Source organism: Streptomyces sp. HUAS 31, assembly GCF_028198125.1.
Taxonomy (GTDB): domain Bacteria; phylum Actinomycetota; class Actinomycetes; order Streptomycetales; family Streptomycetaceae; genus Streptomyces; species Streptomyces chartreusis.
In genome coordinates, this window is the sequence record NZ_CP116353.1 from 1505008 (window position 1) to 1520505 (window position 15498).

Sequence of the window (15498 nt, forward strand, 5' to 3'; positions counted from 1 at the left end):
CTGGCGTCTCAGCAGCCGCAGTTGTCCGCGTCGACCGGTGCCGTCAACGGGTCGGGCACACGTCGCTCACGCCCCTGCCACGTCTCGAACTCGAACCCCTCACGCGCCCAGTACTCGAATCCGCCGAGCATCTCCTTGACCCGGTAGCCGAGTTCCGCGAGGGCGAGGGCGGCACGGGTCGCGCCGTTGCAGCCGGGGCCCCAGCAGTACGTCACCACGGGCACGGACTTGTCGAGGAGCAGTTCGGCCTGCTCGGGGATGAGGGCGGTCGGCAGGTGGATCGCGCCCGGGATGTGGCCCTGGTCCCAGGACTCGGTGGAGCGGGAGTCCACGACGACGAACCCGGGATCACCACCGGCCGCGAGCGCGGCGGCGACGTCGGACACGTCGGCGTGGAAGGCGAGGCTCGCACGGAAGTGAGCGGCGGCCTCGGCGGGCGAGGCGGGCGCGACGCGCAGGACGGGGTTGGCGGCGGTGGCGGTGGGGTTCGTCATGCCCACAAAACTATGGTCGGCGCGCCCTTCCCTGAAGTGGCGATCCCCGGCCGTGCCCTTGATCTGCCGGTGATTCCCCTGCAATCTCTCCATCATGACCGCGTTTTCCCCGGACGCCACCGACTGGCGCATTCTCGACGTCCTCCAGCGCGAGGGCCGCGCCAGCTTCGCCGAGCTGGCCCGTGCCGTGTCCATGTCCCCGAGCGCGGTGACGGAGCGGGTACGGCGGCTGGAGGAGGCGGGCGTCATCCAGGGCTACGCCGCCGTGGTCGACCCGGACCGGCTCGGCCTGCCGATCCTGGCCTTCGTGCGTCTGCGCTACCCGAACGGCAACTACAAGCCCTTCCACGACCTGGTCGCCACCACGCCCGAGATCCTCGAGGCCCACCACGTCACGGGCGACGACTGCTTCGTCATCAAGGTCGCGGCCCGCTCGATGCGCCACCTGGAGGAGGTCTCCGGCAAGATCGGCACCCTGGGCTCGGTCACGACGAGCATCGTGTACTCCTCGCCACTGCCCCGCCGCCCGCTCGGTCAGTGACCCTGCTGCCGCAGCACCGACCCCGATCTCCCCTTCACGACCTCCAGCTGCGCGTGGATCCGTCGTCGCAGGTCGGCGACGTGGCTGACGATGCCGACGCTGCGGTCGCGTTCGCGGAGCGAGTCGAGGACGTCGAGGACCTCGTCGAGGGTCTGGTCGTCAAGGCTGCCGAAGCCCTCGTCGATGAAGAGGGTGTCGAGGCGGACGCCGCCGGCCTCGTCGGTGACGACGTCCGCGAGGCCGAGGGCGAGGGCGAGGGAGGCGAAGAAGGTCTCGCCGCCTGAGAGGGTCGCCGTGTCGCGCTCGCGGCCGGTCCAGGCGTCGACGACGTGCAGCCCGAGGCCGCTGCGGCCGCGGCCGGTGCGGTCGTCGGAGTGGACGAGGGTGTAGCGGCCGGACGACATGCGTTGGAGCCGTACGGTCGCGGCGGCGGCGACCTGTTCCAGGCGGGCCGCCAGCACGTACGACTCCAGGCGCATCTTGCGTTCGTTGTCCGCCGAGGTGCCCGCGGTGAGCGCGGAGAGGCGGGCCACGCGGTCGTACTCCGTGCGCAGCGGCGCGAGTTGGCGTACGGCGGTGGCCGCGCGAGCGGAGAGCCGGTCGAGTTCCGTGCAGCGGCGGGCGGCGGCGTCGCGGGTGGAGGCGGCGTCGCGGGTGCGCCGGGCGGCGGCCGAGGCGGTGCTCTCGGCGGTCATGAGGTCGGCGGGCGGCTGCTGGGCGGCGTTCGCCGTGTCGGCCTCGGCGAGCACCGCGCGTACGGCGGCCTCTTCCGACTGCCAGGCGTCCAGGCGTCGTTGCAGGTCTCGGTGCTCGGCGTCGGCGAGGAGCGCAGCCGCCGCGGCCTGCGGGGTGTCGAAGCCGGCGCGGAAGGCGGCGTCGGCGAGGCGGGCGTCGGCGTCCTTGAGGCGCTGGGCGGTGTCCTCGGCGGCCCGCGCGGTGTCGGCGGCCTCGGTGAGCAGGGCGACCTGGCGCTCCAGTTGCGTGGCGCGCGCGGTGACGCTGTCGGCGGTTCCGCGTGCTTCGGCCAACTCCGTCTCCAGGGCGGCCTTCTCACGGTCGAGCCGCTCCCGGTGGCCGACCCGGGAGGCGGCCCGGACCTCCGCCTGCCGGTGGGCGGTGGTGCGCCGCTCGTGTTCCGCCTCGGCCCGCCGCAGCTCCTCGTGGGCGGAGTGCAGCGCGGAGGCGTCACGGCGGGCCTTCGTGTACTGCTGCTCCAACTCGTCGGCCGCCCGGGCGAGTCGACTTGTCGGCATGTCGCCGGCTTCCGCGGTGGCCGCGGCCAGGGCTTCCCGTACGACGCCCAGGCGCCGTTCGGCCTCCGCGTGCCGTTCCTCCGCCTGCTGGTGGGCGGCCTGTGCGCGCTCCTCCGCCTCCCGGTCGACGTGGCCGGCGTCCTTGCGGGCCGGTGCGGGGTGGTCGACGGCCCCGCAGACGGCGCAGGGTTCGCCGTCCCGGAGCTGCGCGGCGAGTTCGGCGGCGATGCCGTTCAGGCGCTGTTCCTTGATGTCCAGCCAGTACGCCTTGGCCTTGAGGGCCTGCTCCTGGGTGTCGGCCGCGTGCCGGGCGGCCGTGTCCGTGTCGCCGGCCAGCTGGTCGCGCATCCGCGCGGCGGCGAGCCGCTGCCGCGCGGGCTCGCGCTGCACGGCCAGCTGGTCGGCGCGGTTCGCGGCGTCCTGCGCGGACTCGATGCGCGCCTGGAGCCCGACCCGGGTCTCCTCCCACCCGGCGAGCCAGGCTTCCGCGTCGAGCCGTACGTCGTCGTCGGCCCGCTCCTGCCGGTCCAACCGCGTGCGTTCGTCGATGAGTTCGGCCAGTCGGCGTTCGCCGCGGCGGGCCGATTCGAGCCCGCCCAGCTCCTCGGCGACCCGGCGCGCGGCGGCGGCGAGCCCGGTGACACCCGCTTCGGCCGGCGAGCCTGCCTCTGCGCCCCCGCCCGGCAGTACGTCCCCGAAGGCACCGGGCAGCAGCGCACGCGCGCGTGAGTGTGCCGTGGCCGCCTGCCGGTGCTCCGCGTCGGCCGCGTCCCGCAGCTCCAGTGCGGGTGCCACCATCTCGGCCTTGCGGGACCGCTCCATGCGCGCCTGCGCCTCGCGGTACGCGTCGGCCCGCTCGTCCAGCAGCCGGGCCCGCTCCCGCGCCTCGGCGAACCTGCGCTGCAACCGGGCCACTTCGCGTACGTCACCCAGGGCGCGGTCGGCCGCGGCCTCGGCGGACTCGGCGGCCAGGAGGCCGCAGTGGGCGACGGTGAGCTGCTCACGGGCGGTGCTGCGGGCGACTGCCGCCGCTCCCAGGACGGCCTCGGCGAGGCCCGGTTCGCCGGGCGTGAGTTCGGGCAGCCGCATCGCTTCTCCGGCGGCCTGCTGCATGCGGTGCGCGTCGGCCAGGAGCGCCGCGTCGCCTTCGCGCACCTGGGCCTCGGCGGCCCGCCGGCGCTCGACGAGACGCTTCTCGACCTCGGCGAACCGCTGCGTGTCGAAGAGGCGGCCGAGCAGCTTGCCGCGGGCTTCGGCGTCGGCGCGCAGGAAGCGGGCGAAGTCGCCCTGGGGCAGCAGCACCACCTGGCAGAACTGCTCGCGGCTCATGCCGAGCAGCTGGGTGATCTCCTCGCCGATCTCCTGGTGCGAGCGGCTGAGGTCCTTCCAGGTCCCGGCCTGTGCGTCGTACTCGCGCAGCCAGGTCTGTGCCTTGTCGAGCGTGGTGCCCGAGCCGCGCTTCTTCGGGCGCTCCCAGGGCGGCTGCCGGGTGACCTCCAACCGGCGTCCGGCGACGGTCAGTTCGAGGCGGACCTCGGTGCGGGTGCCGGCCGCGGCGTGGTCACTGCGCAGGGTCATGCCCTGGCCGCTCTGCCGGGCGCCCGGCACGGAGCCGTAGAGCGCGTAGCAGACGGCGTCCAGGACGGAGGTCTTGCCGGCGCCGGTGGGGCCGTGGAGCAGGAACAGGCCGGCGAGCGACAGCGCGTCGAAGTCGACGGTCTGGGAGCCGCCGAAGGGGCCGAACGCCGTCATGTCGAGGCGGTGCAGCCTCATCGCGCCACCTCCCGTACGGCTTCGTCGGCCCGCACCGCGTCGAACGCGTCGCGCAGTACGCCCTGTTCGTGCTCGTCGGGCCCGGCACCGCGCACATGTGCCACGAAGTCCTCCGCGATCTCCTGGTCGCTGCGGTCCGCGAGCCGCTGGGCGTAGGACACCTCGGGGTCCTCCGGTGCCCGTTCGGGGGCGAAGGCGAGGCTGAGCGTGTGCGGGAAGCGTTCGGCGAGGCGGGCCATGGGGTCGGCCGGGCGCACCGCGTCCGTGAGCGTCGCCTCGACCCACGCCTCCTCGTGCCGGGCGAGCCCGGGATCGGCGAGCAGTTCCTCCAACGTCCCGCGGATCCTGGCCAGCGCGCGCGGCACCGGGCAGTCGACGCGCTCGGCCGTGACCGCTCCGTCGGCGTCCAGGTCGACGAGCCACATGCTCTTGCGGTGGTCGGCCTCCGAGAAGGAGTACGGCAGCGGCGAGCCGGAGTAGCGGACGCGCTCGGTGATGGTCTGGCAGCCGTGCAGATGGCCCAGCGCGGCGTAGTCGACGCCGTCGAAGACCCCGGCGGGGACCGCCGCCACTCCGCCGACGGTGATGTCGCGCTCGCTGTCGCTGGCCTCGCCGCCGGTGACGAAGGCGTGCGCGAGGACGACCGAACGGGTGCCACGCGCGCGTGTGGCGAGGTCGGCGCGCACGCGGTCCATGGCAGCGGCCAGGACCGCCTCATGGCCGGGCTTCTCCACGCCGAACTCGTCCTTCACCAGGGCGGGTTCGAGATAGGGCAGGCCGTAGAAGGCCACGTCGCCGAAGTCGTCCCGGAGCACGACCGGTGTGGCGCACGCCGAAGGGTCGGTCCGCAGATGGATGCCCGCGCGCCCGATCAGGCCGGCACCCACGCCGAGCCGGCGCGCCGAGTCGTGGTTGCCGGAGATCATCACCGTCGGCACGCCGAGGTCGGCGAGGCGGTGCAGGGCATCGTCGAACAGCTCGACCGCCGCGAGCGGCGGCACCGCGCGGTCGTACACGTCTCCCGACACGACCACCGCGTCGACGCCGCGCTCACGCACGGTCGTGACGAGGTGGCCGATGAATCCGGCCTGGGCGCCGAGCATGTTGACCCGGTGGAACGCCCTGCCGAGATGCCAGTCGGAAGTGTGCAGCAGTCTCATGATCCCCGAGACTAACGGCCGGGTCTGACAGCACGGACGGTTACTCCCGTATCGCCCCGTCATGACTGGTGAGATATAGGCCCGTTACGGACATTTCACTTCAGCCTCGGCGCGTCCGTTCACGCGTCCTCGTACACCTGGGCCCCCTCACGCGTCCCCGTACGCCTCTCCCCCGAGCTCGAACCCGGCCGACCCCGCCGTCACGTCCGCGAGCCACGCCCGGAACGCCTCCACGTCGGCGTCCGGCAGGCCGATCTCGATGGTGACCTCCTCCGCGTAGCGCACGTCCCGCACCTCGCGCCCGGTCGACCGCAGATCGTTCTGCACCTTGCCGGCGCGCTGGTGGTCGACGGTGACGGTGGCCAGCCGGAAGCGGCGCCGGGTGATCGTTCCGAGGGTGTCCAGGGCCTCGCCGACCGCTCCGCCGTAGGCCCGGATCAGTCCGCCCGCGCCGAGCTTGACGCCGCCGTAGTAGCGGGTGACGACGGCGACGACGTACCGCATGTCGCGGCGCAGCAGCATCTGGAGCATGGGGACGCCGGCCGTGCCGCCCGGTTCGCCGTCGTCGCTCGCCTTCTGGATCGCGGCGTCGGCGCCGATGACGTAGGCCCAGCAGTTGTGGGTGGCGTCCGCGTGCTCCTTGCGGACGGCGGCGAGGAAGTCCTGGGCCTCCTGTTCGGTGGCCGCCGGGGCGAGCGCACAGATGAAGCGTGAGCGGTTGACCTCGGTCTCGTGCACGCCCGCGTGGGCGACTGTGCGGTACTCGTCCTGCATCCGGCCAGCCTATGCGCAGCGTGCGCGGCCGCCCGCGCGGGAGGTGCGGGCACACACGCGTGCCCGCCGCCGGCTCACCCCTTCTTGCCGCGCGGCACCATCACGCCCGTCAGCAGCGCCGTGCCGGGGGCGAGCGCCTGCCAGGTGGTGCCGTGCCAGGCGAGGACGGCGATCGCCGATGTGGGGAACTTCGTGCGGACCTCGTCCAGGGTGTCGTCGAGACCGTCCCCGGCGAGTTCCAGGACGAGGTCCTCCAGGCCGGGGTTGTGCCCGATCAGGAGCAGGGTCCCGACCTCGGGCGGCGCCTCGTGCACGACCGCGAGCAGCTCGGAGACGTCGGCGGCGTAGACGCGCGGGTCGTGACGCACCGGCGGCGGTGTGCCCCATTCGGCGGAGGCCAGTTCCCAGGTCTGCCGGGTGCGCACGGCGGTGGAGCAGACGGCGAGGTCGGGCAGGCAGTCGGCGTCGGCGATCATCCGGCCCGCCACGGGGGCGTCCCGCCGGCCGCGCGGGCCGAGGGGCCTTTCGTGGTCGGCGACACCGTCCGGCCAGGCCGACTTGGCGTGCCGCAGGACGACCAGCCGACGCAACGGGCCCGCTCCGAAGTGCGCGGTCACGACAGGGCTCCCAGGTCGTGGGTGAGGTCGAGGCCGAGGAGGCGGTCGGCGTAGGCGTAGGTCTCGAAGCGGGCGCCGTCCGGCAGGTCCGGCGCGCTCTCCACCCAGCGCAGCACCCCGAGCACCCCGGGCAGGTCGAGGTCGTCCTCCCACGCCGTGCGCAGCTCCGCGCGCACCTCGTCCGGGATGGGCCGCGACGGCTGCCGCGCCCAGCCCGCGACGGCACGGCGCCAGCGCACCACGGTGTCCTGGGCGTCGGCCAGAGCGGCCGCGTCCAGCTGTACGGGCACGCTCCTGCGCCGGGCGAGCAGCGCGAGACGCAGCGCGGCGGGGTCGGCGTCCCCGGAGGGCGCCTCCGAGTGCGCCGGCGCGACGGCGACCCGTACGCCGTCGGGTTCCGCGCCGCCCTCCCGTACGACATGGATGACCTGAGCCTCGCCCAGGCCCGAGGCGGCGTCGCGGCCGTCCTCGAAGGGGCGGATGCCGAGCGCGGCGGCACCGGTCCTGAGCTCGGCCTGCTCCCGCTCGGCGTCGAGCAGCGCCCAGACCGGGGTACCGCCGAGCTCCAGGGCGCGTACGAGGAGGTCCGCGGCCAGCAGCACCCGCAGTGCGGTGATGTCGAAGCCTCCGGGATGCGCCTCGATGCGGGTCAGACCCCGGCGGGCGGGCGCGGCGTCGACGGGTTCGCCGGTTCGGGCGTCGATGATGCGCAGCACGGAGCGAGCGTAGGCGCACACGCGGTCGAACGCAGCCATCCGGCCCGCTTTCCGTGCCGCGTGGCGGGAGTCGGTCGGGTCGGGAGTCCGCTGGTCGTCCGTGTCGTACCCGGACATCGCCACCCCCTGCGGTGCGCACTGCCGGAACGGTACTGCGCACCGGCCCGACCGGACAGCCGTCACGCGGAAGGGCCCGCGGGAACGTTGCGTCGAGAGTGCCGGGAATCCTCGTGGCCCGTCGTCCGTTGTGGCTCACGAGAGTCGTCCGTTGTGGCTCACGAGAACGGACGGCCCAGGGCGGACGACCGGCAGCAGACGACCGGCAGCAGACGACGACGCTTCGAGGAAGCACGAGGAGGCCAGTGGTGTACGGCGACGAGGCGGCGGTTCGCAAGATCCTCACCGAGCTGGGCGACACCTGGGCGATCGTGGGCCTGTCGTCGAACCAGCGACGTGCGGCCCACGGGGTCGCCGACGTACTCCAGCGCTACGGCAAGCGCATCGTGCCCGTCCACCCGAAGGCGGAGACGGTCCACGGCGAGCAGGGCTACGCCTCTCTCGCGGACATCCCGTTCGACGTGGACGTCGTCGACGTCTTCGTGAACAGCGAACTCGCGGGCGCGGTCGCCGACGAGGCGGTCGCCAAGGGCGCGAAGGCCGTGTGGTTCCAGCTGGACGTCATCGACGAGGCGGCGTACGACCGCACACGCGCGGCGGGCCTGGAGATGGTCATGGACCGCTGCCCGGCGATCGAGATACCCCGCCTGGGCTAGCCGGGCCCCCGGCGCTCCACCGGCGCGGCGCCGACACCCACCGCCACCCACGCGGCACCGTGACCTCGCGCCGCCCGCCCGGCTCGGGAGCCCTCCCCTGCCGGGTCCGGCGCCCGCATAATGCTCGGGTGACTTCCACCTCCCCCCACCACAACTCCAGCCCCGCGCAGCGCTTTCCGGTAGTCGTCGTGGGCGCCGGCCCGGCCGGACTCACCATCGGCAACATCCTGCGCGCGGCGTCCGTCGACTGTCTGGTCCTGGAGATCGAGACGCGCGAGTTCATCGAGCAGCGGCCGCGCGCCGGAGTTCTCGAGGAGGGGGCGGTGCGCGGACTTGAGCGGCGCGGCCTCGCCGACAACCTGCTGGCGCGGGCGCAGCGGCACACGGAGTGCGAATTCCGGTTCGACGGGGAGCGCTATCGGCTCGAGTACGCCGAGCTGACGGGGGTTCACCACTGGGTCTATCCACAGCAGCTGCTGGTGACGGACCTGGTGCGCGAGTACGCGGACGTCCGCGGCGGCGCCATACGCTTCGGCGTCCGGGACGTGGAACTGCACGACCTCGACACCGACCGCCCCTCGGTGTCGTACACCTGCCCCGACACGGGCCAACGGCAGGTCGTGCACTGCGACTTCGTCGCCGGCTGCGACGGTGCGCGCGGTGCCACGCGCGCTGCGCTGCCCGCCGGTCGTGCCCACATCGCCCGCAGCGACTACGGCATCGGCTGGCTGGCGCTGCTCGCTCAGGCGCCGCCGTCCTCCGACTGCGTCCTGTTCGGCATGCATCCGCGCGGGTTCGCCGGCCATATGCCGCGCAGCGCCGAGGTGACCCGCTACTACCTCGAGTGCCCGCCCGGCGACGACCCGGAGAACTGGTCGGAGGACCGGGTGTGGACGGAGTTGCAGCAGCGGCTCGGCGCGAACGGCGTACCGCCGCTGACCGAGGGGCGGCTGATCGAGAAGCGCGTCCTCGACATGCACAACTACGTCGTCGAGCCCATGGTGTTCGGCCGTCTCTTCCTGGCCGGCGACGCCGCCCACCTGACCGCGCCCATCGCCGCCAAGGGCATGAACCTCGCCCTGCACGACGCCTTCCTGCTCGGCGACGGCCTCGTCGCCCACCTCACGAAGGGCGACGGCACCGGTCTCGACGGCTATTCAACGGCCTGTCTGAACCGGGTGTGGGACTGCCAGGAGTTCTCCCACTGGCTCTCCGAGGTGTACCACGGCACGTCGTCGGGCGACCCGTACCGCGCGGGCACCACCCTCGCCCGCCTCCGCCGCATCTTCGACTCCCCCACGGCCGCCAGGGCCTTCGCGGAGCAGTACCTGGGCAGGCACACCGAGGGCTGAGCATCGAGGGGCCGGACACGGACCGCCGGCTTCAGTCGTGCAGCGGCCGGTCGCTGAGCCGGTGGTCGGCCACGTTCAGCGCCTCGTCGACCAGGCGGCGCAGATGGCCGTCACCGAGGGAGTAGATCACCCGGCGCCCCTCCTTGCGCGTGTTCACCAGACCGGCGAGCCGCAGCCGCGCCAGGTGCTGGCTGACGGCGGGGCGGGCCGCGCCGCACGCTTCCGTGAGCGTCGTGACGTCGGCTTCGCCGGCCGTCAGGGCGTGCAGCAGCGTGAGGCGGGTGCGGTCGCCGAGCAGGGCGAGAAGTTCGGCGGCGAGCGCGAACTGTTCCTCGCCCGGGGTGCGCGGATGCGCATCGTGCGCAGGTGATAGGTGCATGCGTGCGCTCATACGCACATAATGGCGTGATGGACGGTCCGCGTCCACTCCCGCGCACCGGAAGGGCATCCCCGTGAGCGACCGGCACGAGCACGAGCACCACCATGGGCACGCGCACGACGGGAAGCACCCGCACAGGCACCCGCACGACGGAGAGCACCCGCACAGCGCACACCCTTCGCACCACCACCCGCACCGCACTGCCCCCTCGCACAGCCACCCGCACCGCACTGCCCCCACGCACGACCACCCGCACCGCACTGCCCCCACCCACGACCACCCCCACCACACTCACGCTCCCCACGCGCACCCGCACTCCCCCACCAGCACCGGCGCCGGACTCCGCCACCGCCTCACCCATCTCCTCAAGCCGCACTCCCACGAGACGGCCGACAAGCTCGACTCCGCCCTGGAGTCCTCGGCCCGTGGCATGCGGGCCCTGTGGGTGTCACTGGCAGTGCTCGGCGTGACGGCTCTCGCGCAGGCGGTCGTGGTCGTCGCCTCGGGGTCGGTGGCGCTGCTCGGCGACACGGTGCACAACACGGCGGACGCGCTGACCGCCGTACCGCTGGGTATCGCCTTCGTACTGGGCCGGCGCGCGGCGACGCGCCGCTTCACCTACGGCTACGGGCGGGCCGAGGACCTCGCGGGCATCGCCATCGTGCTGACGATCGCCGCGTCCGCGGCCTTCGCGGCGTGGACGGCCGTCGACCGGCTGCTCGACCCGCGGCCCATGGCGCAGATCCCGGCGGTGGCCGTGGCGGCGCTCGTCGGATTCGCGGGGAACGAGTGGGTGGCCCGGTACCGGATCCGGGTGGGCCGGTCCATCGGCTCGGCGGCCCTGGTCGCGGACGGTCTGCACGCCCGTACGGACGGATTCACCTCACTGGCCGTCCTGTTGAGCGCCGGGGGTGCGGCGCTGGGCTGGCAACTCGCGGACCCGATCGTGGGGTTGGCGATCACGGCGGCCATCGTGCTGGTGCTGCGGGACGCGGCGCGCGAGGTGTTCCGGCGCGTGATGGACGCCGTGGACCCGGCGTTGGTGGACGCGGCCGAGCGGGCACTGCGGGAGGTCGCGGGCGTGCGCGAGGTGGGCGAGCTGCGGCTGCGCTGGATCGGGCACCGGCTGCGCGCGGAGGTGGCGGTCGTCGTGGACGGCGAGGCGACGGTGCGGGAGGCCCACGCCATCGCCGTCGAGGCTGAACACGCCCTGCTGCACGCCGTGCCCCGGCTCACGGCGGCCCTGGTGCACGCGGACCCGGCGCCGGTGCCGGGCGAGGCGGATCCGCATCTGGCGCTCGCGCACCACACCACGGCCGCCTGAGGCGATCAGACCGCGACGCCGAGCCCTTCCAGGACGACGGCACCAGGAATCTCGGCGAACGCCTTCCCCGGCACCAGCAGCTTGCCGCGCCTGCGTCCGCTGCCGACCAGGACGTAGGGCAGGTCGACGACGGCCGAGTCCACCAGCACCGGCCAGTCGCCGGGCAGTCCGAGCGGCGTGATGCCGCCGTACTCCATGCCGGTCTCGCCGGTCGCCGTGTCCATGGCGGCGAACGACGCCTTGCGGGCGCCGAGTTGGCGGCGTACGACGCCGTTCACGTCGACCCGGGTGGTGGACAGCACGACACAGGCGGCCAGTGTCGTCTCGCCGCCGCGCTTGCCGGCGACGACCACGCAGTTCGCGGACTGTTCGAGCAGTTCCCGGCCGTAGTGTTCGACGAAGACGGCGGTGTCGGCCCACTGCGGATCGGTCTCGACGTAGATGATCTGGTCGGCGGGGACGCTGCCGGGCCAGTGGCGTACGGCGTCGGCGACCGGGCCGATCAGCTCGTCGAGGCAGTCCGGGGCGGGGGTGGCTTCGTCGAAGTGTCCGATGGGTGCGTCCATGCGCGCACGCTAACAGGACCGCCGAGCCCGTCGGGCCGATGTCTCAGCGGGCGGGCGGCACCGAGACGGCGAGCATCCACTCCGTGGGGACGTCGCCCTGATTGCCGTACGTGTGCGGGGCGTCGGCCTCGAAGGTGGCGCTCGCGCCGGCCGGTACGAGGTGGTCCGTGCCGTCGACGGTGAGCGTCAGTTCGCCGGCCGTGACGTGGACGATCTCGACGGTGCCGACGGGGTGCGGGTCCGAGGTGCTGCTCTCGCCCGGCATCACCCGCCAGTGCCACATCTCCAGCGGGCCCGGCGCCTCGGTCCCGGCGAGGAGCCGGCTGTGGCTGCCCGCGTCGGTGTGCCACAGGCGTACGACCTGGTCGGCGGGGACGATCCGGACCTTGGGCCCCTGCTCGTAGTCGAGCAGGGTGGTGATGCTGACCCCGAGCGCGTCACCGATCTTGATCACGGTGCCGAGGCTGGGGTTGGTGCGGGCCTGCTCGATCTGGATGAGCATGCCGCGGCTGACACCCGCCCGGGCGGCGAGCACGTCCAGCGTGAAGCCGCGCACCGCGCGCCAGTGTTTGACGTTGCGCGCCAGGGACTGGGTCAGCAGGTCGAGGTCCGACACATTCCGTCCAATTGCGGAGTCCAATATTCTGGATGACAGGGTTTACCCGACTGCACTACGGTGGGGTGCACCCGATCGTGCACCGAACTGTACTGCGAGGCCTCCGTGACAGCACTCTTCGCCCTGGCCACCAGCCTGCTCTGGGGCCTGGCCGACTTCGGCGGCGGACTGCTGACCCGGCGTACCCCGGCACTGACGGTGGTGGTCGTCTCTCAGGCGATCGCGGCGGTGGTGCTCGGCGTGATCGTGGTGTTCACGGGCGCCTGGAGCGAGGCGGGCGACCAGCTGTGGTTCGCGGCCGCCGCCGGCGTGGTGGGCCCGATCGCCCTGATCTGCTTCTACAAGGCGCTCGCGCTCGGCCCGATGGGCGTGGTCTCCCCGCTGGGCACCGTGGGTGTGGCCGTCCCGGTCGGGGTGGGCCTCTTCCTCGGCGAGCGGCCGGGGCTCATGCAGGTCGCGGGCATCGCGGTCGCCGTGCTCGGGGTGGTGCTGGCGGGCGGGCCGCAGCTGCGCGGCGCGCCCGTGCAGCGGCAGGCGATCCTGCTCACGCTGATCGCGGCGTTCGGCTTCGGCACGGTGTTCGCGCTGATCGCGGAGGCGTCGACCACCACCACCGGGCTGTTCCTGGCGCTCTTCGTCCAGCGCGTGGTGAACGTGGGCGCGGGCGGCCTCGCTCTGTACGCCTCCTCGCGGCGAGGCGTCGCGACCCTCCCCGAGGGCGGATTCCCCTGGCGGGCGCTGCCGGCGCTCGGCTTCGTCGGTCTCGCCGACGTCGCGGCGAACGGCACCTACGTGGTCGCCGCGCATCACGGCCCGGTGACCGTGGCCGCCGTGCTCGCCTCGCTCTACCCGGTCGTGACCGCCCTGGCCGCACGCGGCATCCTGCGGGAGCGGCTGCGCGCGGTCCAGGCGGCGGGCGCCGGGCTCGCGCTCGTCGGCACGCTGCTGCTGGCGACCGGCTGACTCAGGACTCCGCGTCCACCTCGGCAAGCCGCCCGTTCGCGCTCCCGGCCTGCCCCGCGACCTTCTCGTCCAGCTCCGCCAGCTTCGCCACCGTCTCCTCGTCCAGCTCGGCCAGCGCCTGGAGCTGCTCCGGGGTGACCCCGTCGGGTATCGGCTGCGGTGCCGGCGTGCGCAGCGGCGGCTGCCAGCCCTCGTCGGGCGTCCAGCGCCGTACGACCCGGGCGGGCGCCCCCGCGACGACGGCGTGGTCGGGCACGGTGCCGCGGACCACCGCGCCGGCCGCCACGACGACGTTCCGTCCTATCCGGGCGCCCGGCAGGATCACGGCCCCGGTGCCGATCCAGCACCCGGGGCCGATCTCGACGGGCTCCATGCGCGGCCACTGCTTGCCGATGGGCTCGTGGGGATCGTCGTAGGAGTGGTTCGTGGAGGTGACGTAGACGTACGGCCCGAAGTAGCAGTCGCTGCCGATGGTGACCGTGGTGTCGGCGATGACATGGCTGCCGCGGCCCAGCACGACGCCGTTCCCGATGCGCAGGATCGGCTCGGGGCCGAGGTCGAGGTCGGGCATCAGACCTGCCGTCAGCGTCACCTGCTCGCCGACGATGCAGTGGGAGCCGAGGTGGATCCAGGGTTCGCCGAAGACCGTGCCCAGCGGGAAGGCCAGTCGGGTGGCCTCGCCGATCGAGCCGAAGCGGAAGCGGCCGGGGTGCTCGGCCGTCACCGAACCCGTCCGCTGCGCCCAGGCCCAGCCCGCGTGGACGGCGCGCTGCGCCAGTCGGCGTCGCCAGGATGAGAACGTGTTCTTGCGCTTGGGCACCGCCTCACCGTACTGAGCGCGCGGCGCCCTTATGACCTCGAGGGGCTGTGATCTTCGCCCCAACGGGTGGCGTACGGTTCGTCTACCACGTCGGTGACAGGAGAGGGCGATGACGCAGAGCGCGCTGGTCATGGGTATCGGGGGCCGGGAACCGAAGATCGACGAGGCCGCGTTCGTGGCGCCCACCTCGTCGGTGATCGGGGACGTGTCGCTGGAGGCGGGGGCGAGCGTCTGGTACGGCGCGGTGGTGCGCGGTGACGTGGAGCGGATCTCCGTCGGCGCGCAGTCGAACATCCAGGACAACTGCACGCTCCATGCCGACCCCGGCTTTCCCGTGAGCATCGGGGAGCGGGTGTCGGTCGGTCACAACGCCGTGGTGCACGGGGCGACCGTCGGGGACGACTGCCTGATCGGCATGGGCGCGACCGTGCTGAACGGTGCGGTGATCGGGGCCGGTTCCCTGGTCGCCGCCCAGGCTCTGGTGCCGCAGGGGATGCAGGTGCCGCCCGGGTCGCTCGTCGCGGGGGTGCCTGCGAAGGTGAAGCGGGAGCTGACCGAGGAAGAGCGTCAGGGCGTGACGCTGAACGGCACGCTGTATGCAGAGTTGGCGAAGGCGCACCGGGAAGAGCACGGGGCCTAGCCCCTGTACGCGGCCTGCGGGTGAGCAGGGGCTGATCGCGCAGTTCCCCGCGCCCCTTCGGGGGCGCGAGTCACTCCCCGGCGCCGACCGGTTCCGGTTCCTGGTGGGCCGGCTGGACCTTCTTCGCCTTGCGCTTGAGGATCAGCATCGACGTCAGGCCGACCAGGACCGCCGCTACCAGGCCCAGCCACGAGAAGCGCTTCAGCCAGGACTCGGCCACCACTCCGACGTAGTAGATGACGGCCGTGGTGCCGCCTGCCCAGACGATGCCGCCGAGGACGTTGGCGATGAGGAACTTCCAGTACGGCATCCGCAGCACGCCCGCGAGCGGGCCGGCGAAGATGCGCAACAGGGCGACGAAGCGGCCGAAGAAGACGGCCCACATGCCCCACTTCTGGAAGGACCGCTCGGCCGTCGCGATGTGGGCCTCGCTGAAGTGTCTGGGGAACTTGGAGCCCAGCCAGGCCAGCAGGGGTCGGCCGCCCTTGCGGCCGATGGCATAGCCGATGGAGTCGCCGATGATCGCTCCCGCGCTGGCGCAGGCGCCCAGCACGAAGGGGTCGATCTCACCGTGCTGCGAGGCGAGCAGCGCCGAGGAGACCAGGATGATCTCGCCGGGCAGCGGGATGCCCAGGCTCTCCAGGCCGATGACCAGGCCGACCAGCAGATAGATCGCCAGCGGGGGCACCGTTTCGAGCCATTCCTGGACGTGCAACGCCGCTTCCTCTCGTGTGCTG

Annotated in this window: 17 protein-coding genes; 6 read left to right on the forward strand and 11 right to left on the reverse strand. The window is 73.1% G+C overall.

Annotated features, from left to right (window positions below; translation table 11 throughout):
• Window positions 1-8: 8 nt before the first annotated feature.
• On the reverse strand, window positions 9-494 hold the full coding sequence (locus tag PGH47_RS06445; protein WP_271662647.1) for a rhodanese-like domain-containing protein: 486 nt from the start codon (window positions 492-494) through the stop codon (window positions 9-11).
• A gap of 94 nt (window positions 495-588) precedes the next feature.
• On the opposite strand from PGH47_RS06445, the gene PGH47_RS06450 reads away from it, so the two are divergent.
• Window positions 589-1035, forward strand: a complete 447-nt coding sequence (locus tag PGH47_RS06450) for an Lrp/AsnC family transcriptional regulator (RefSeq protein WP_271662648.1) — start codon at window positions 589-591, stop codon at window positions 1033-1035.
• Here PGH47_RS06450 and PGH47_RS06455 read toward each other — a convergent pair.
• From PGH47_RS06455 to PGH47_RS06475, 5 genes are all read right to left on the reverse strand, one after another.
• On the reverse strand, window positions 1029-4061 hold the full coding sequence (locus tag PGH47_RS06455; RefSeq protein WP_271662649.1) for an AAA family ATPase: 3033 nt from the start codon (window positions 4059-4061) through the stop codon (window positions 1029-1031). The two genes, PGH47_RS06450 and PGH47_RS06455, sit on opposite strands and share 7 nt — an antisense overlap.
• Complete coding sequence (locus PGH47_RS06460) at window positions 4058-5221, reverse strand: exonuclease SbcCD subunit D (RefSeq protein WP_271662650.1); 1164 nt, start codon at window positions 5219-5221, stop codon at window positions 4058-4060. The genes PGH47_RS06455 and PGH47_RS06460 overlap by 4 nt, the downstream gene beginning before the upstream one ends.
• 147 nt (window positions 5222-5368) lie before the next feature.
• Window positions 5369-5995, reverse strand: coding sequence for a YigZ family protein (locus PGH47_RS06465; protein WP_125527222.1), 627 nt, complete (start codon window positions 5993-5995; stop codon window positions 5369-5371).
• Window positions 5996-6069: 74 nt separating this feature from the next.
• On the reverse strand, window positions 6070-6612 hold the full coding sequence (locus PGH47_RS06470) for a SixA phosphatase family protein (protein ID WP_271662651.1): 543 nt from the start codon (window positions 6610-6612) through the stop codon (window positions 6070-6072).
• Window positions 6609-7367 (reverse strand): hypothetical protein, encoded by a 759-nt coding sequence (locus PGH47_RS06475; RefSeq protein WP_271667996.1) that lies wholly within the window; start codon window positions 7365-7367, stop codon window positions 6609-6611. Before PGH47_RS06475 ends, PGH47_RS06470 begins: the two co-directional genes overlap by 4 nt.
• A 326-nt stretch (window positions 7368-7693) precedes the next feature.
• On the opposite strand from PGH47_RS06475, the gene PGH47_RS06480 reads away from it, so the two are divergent.
• On the forward strand, window positions 7694-8101 hold the full coding sequence (locus tag PGH47_RS06480; protein WP_271662652.1) for a CoA-binding protein: 408 nt from the start codon (window positions 7694-7696) through the stop codon (window positions 8099-8101).
• 128 nt (window positions 8102-8229) lie between these two features.
• On the forward strand, window positions 8230-9453 hold the full coding sequence (locus tag PGH47_RS06485; RefSeq protein ID WP_271662653.1) for a 4-hydroxybenzoate 3-monooxygenase: 1224 nt from the start codon (window positions 8230-8232) through the stop codon (window positions 9451-9453).
• A 31-nt stretch (window positions 9454-9484) separates the two neighbouring features.
• On the opposite strand, the gene PGH47_RS06490 is transcribed toward PGH47_RS06485, so the two are convergent.
• Complete coding sequence (locus tag PGH47_RS06490) at window positions 9485-9844, reverse strand: ArsR/SmtB family transcription factor (protein ID WP_163017282.1); 360 nt, start codon at window positions 9842-9844, stop codon at window positions 9485-9487.
• Window positions 9845-9905: 61 nt separating this feature from the next.
• Here PGH47_RS06490 and PGH47_RS06495 point away from each other — a divergent pair, with 61 nt between their 5' ends.
• The gene (locus PGH47_RS06495) at window positions 9906-11156 is read left to right on the forward strand and encodes a cation diffusion facilitator family transporter (RefSeq protein WP_271662654.1); all 1251 of its coding nucleotides are present in this window, start codon (window positions 9906-9908) and stop codon (window positions 11154-11156) included.
• A gap of 5 nt (window positions 11157-11161) precedes the next feature.
• Here PGH47_RS06495 and PGH47_RS06500 read toward each other — a convergent pair whose 3' ends face one another.
• Both PGH47_RS06500 and PGH47_RS06505 read right to left on the reverse strand, forming a co-directional pair.
• The gene (locus PGH47_RS06500) at window positions 11162-11722 is read right to left on the reverse strand and encodes a YbaK/EbsC family protein (RefSeq protein WP_271662655.1); all 561 of its coding nucleotides are present in this window, start codon (window positions 11720-11722) and stop codon (window positions 11162-11164) included.
• A 43-nt stretch (window positions 11723-11765) separates the two neighbouring features.
• Window positions 11766-12338: a helix-turn-helix domain-containing protein gene (locus PGH47_RS06505; RefSeq protein ID WP_271662656.1), complete on the reverse strand. Its 573-nt coding sequence runs from the start codon at window positions 12336-12338 to the stop codon at window positions 11766-11768.
• A gap of 105 nt (window positions 12339-12443) precedes the next feature.
• Here PGH47_RS06505 and PGH47_RS06510 point away from each other — a divergent pair, with 105 nt between their 5' ends.
• Entirely contained in the window at window positions 12444-13301 is an 858-nt protein-coding gene (locus PGH47_RS06510) for a DMT family transporter (protein ID WP_176577959.1), read from the forward strand.
• A 1-nt stretch (window position 13302) separates the two neighbouring features.
• On the opposite strand, the gene PGH47_RS06515 is transcribed toward PGH47_RS06510, so the two are convergent.
• Window positions 13303-14121 carry an acyltransferase gene (locus tag PGH47_RS06515; RefSeq protein ID WP_271662657.1) on the reverse strand — a complete coding sequence of 273 codons (819 nt, stop codon included), beginning with the start codon at window positions 14119-14121 and terminating at the stop codon, window positions 13303-13305.
• Between the two features lie 109 nt (window positions 14122-14230).
• Here PGH47_RS06515 and PGH47_RS06520 point away from each other — a divergent pair, with 109 nt between their 5' ends.
• Complete coding sequence (locus PGH47_RS06520) at window positions 14231-14761, forward strand: gamma carbonic anhydrase family protein (protein WP_271662658.1); 531 nt, start codon at window positions 14231-14233, stop codon at window positions 14759-14761.
• Between the two features lie 70 nt (window positions 14762-14831).
• On the opposite strand, the gene PGH47_RS06525 is transcribed toward PGH47_RS06520, so the two are convergent.
• Window positions 14832-15476, reverse strand: a complete 645-nt coding sequence (locus PGH47_RS06525; RefSeq protein ID WP_271662659.1) for a DedA family protein — start codon at window positions 15474-15476, stop codon at window positions 14832-14834.
• Window positions 15477-15498 lie beyond the last annotated feature (22 nt).

Coding starts and splice junctions, on each gene's coding strand:
- PGH47_RS06445 (WP_271662647.1), bottom strand. CDS start 494: ATGACGAACCCCACCGCCACCGCCGCCAACCCCGTCCTGCGCGTCGCG.
- PGH47_RS06450 (WP_271662648.1), top strand. CDS start 589: ATGACCGCGTTTTCCCCGGACGCCACCGACTGGCGCATTCTCGACGTC.
- PGH47_RS06455 (WP_271662649.1), bottom strand. CDS start 4,061: ATGAGGCTGCACCGCCTCGACATGACGGCGTTCGGCCCCTTCGGCGGC.
- PGH47_RS06460 (WP_271662650.1), bottom strand. CDS start 5,221: ATGAGACTGCTGCACACTTCCGACTGGCATCTCGGCAGGGCGTTCCAC.
- PGH47_RS06465 (WP_125527222.1), bottom strand. CDS start 5,995: ATGCAGGACGAGTACCGCACAGTCGCCCACGCGGGCGTGCACGAGACC.
- PGH47_RS06475 (WP_271667996.1), bottom strand. CDS start 7,367: ATGGCTGCGTTCGACCGCGTGTGCGCCTACGCTCGCTCCGTGCTGCGC.
- PGH47_RS06490 (WP_163017282.1), bottom strand. CDS start 9,844: ATGAGCGCACGCATGCACCTATCACCTGCGCACGATGCGCATCCGCGC.
- PGH47_RS06500 (WP_271662655.1), bottom strand. CDS start 11,722: ATGGACGCACCCATCGGACACTTCGACGAAGCCACCCCCGCCCCGGAC.
- PGH47_RS06520 (WP_271662658.1), top strand. CDS start 14,231: ATGACGCAGAGCGCGCTGGTCATGGGTATCGGGGGCCGGGAACCGAAG.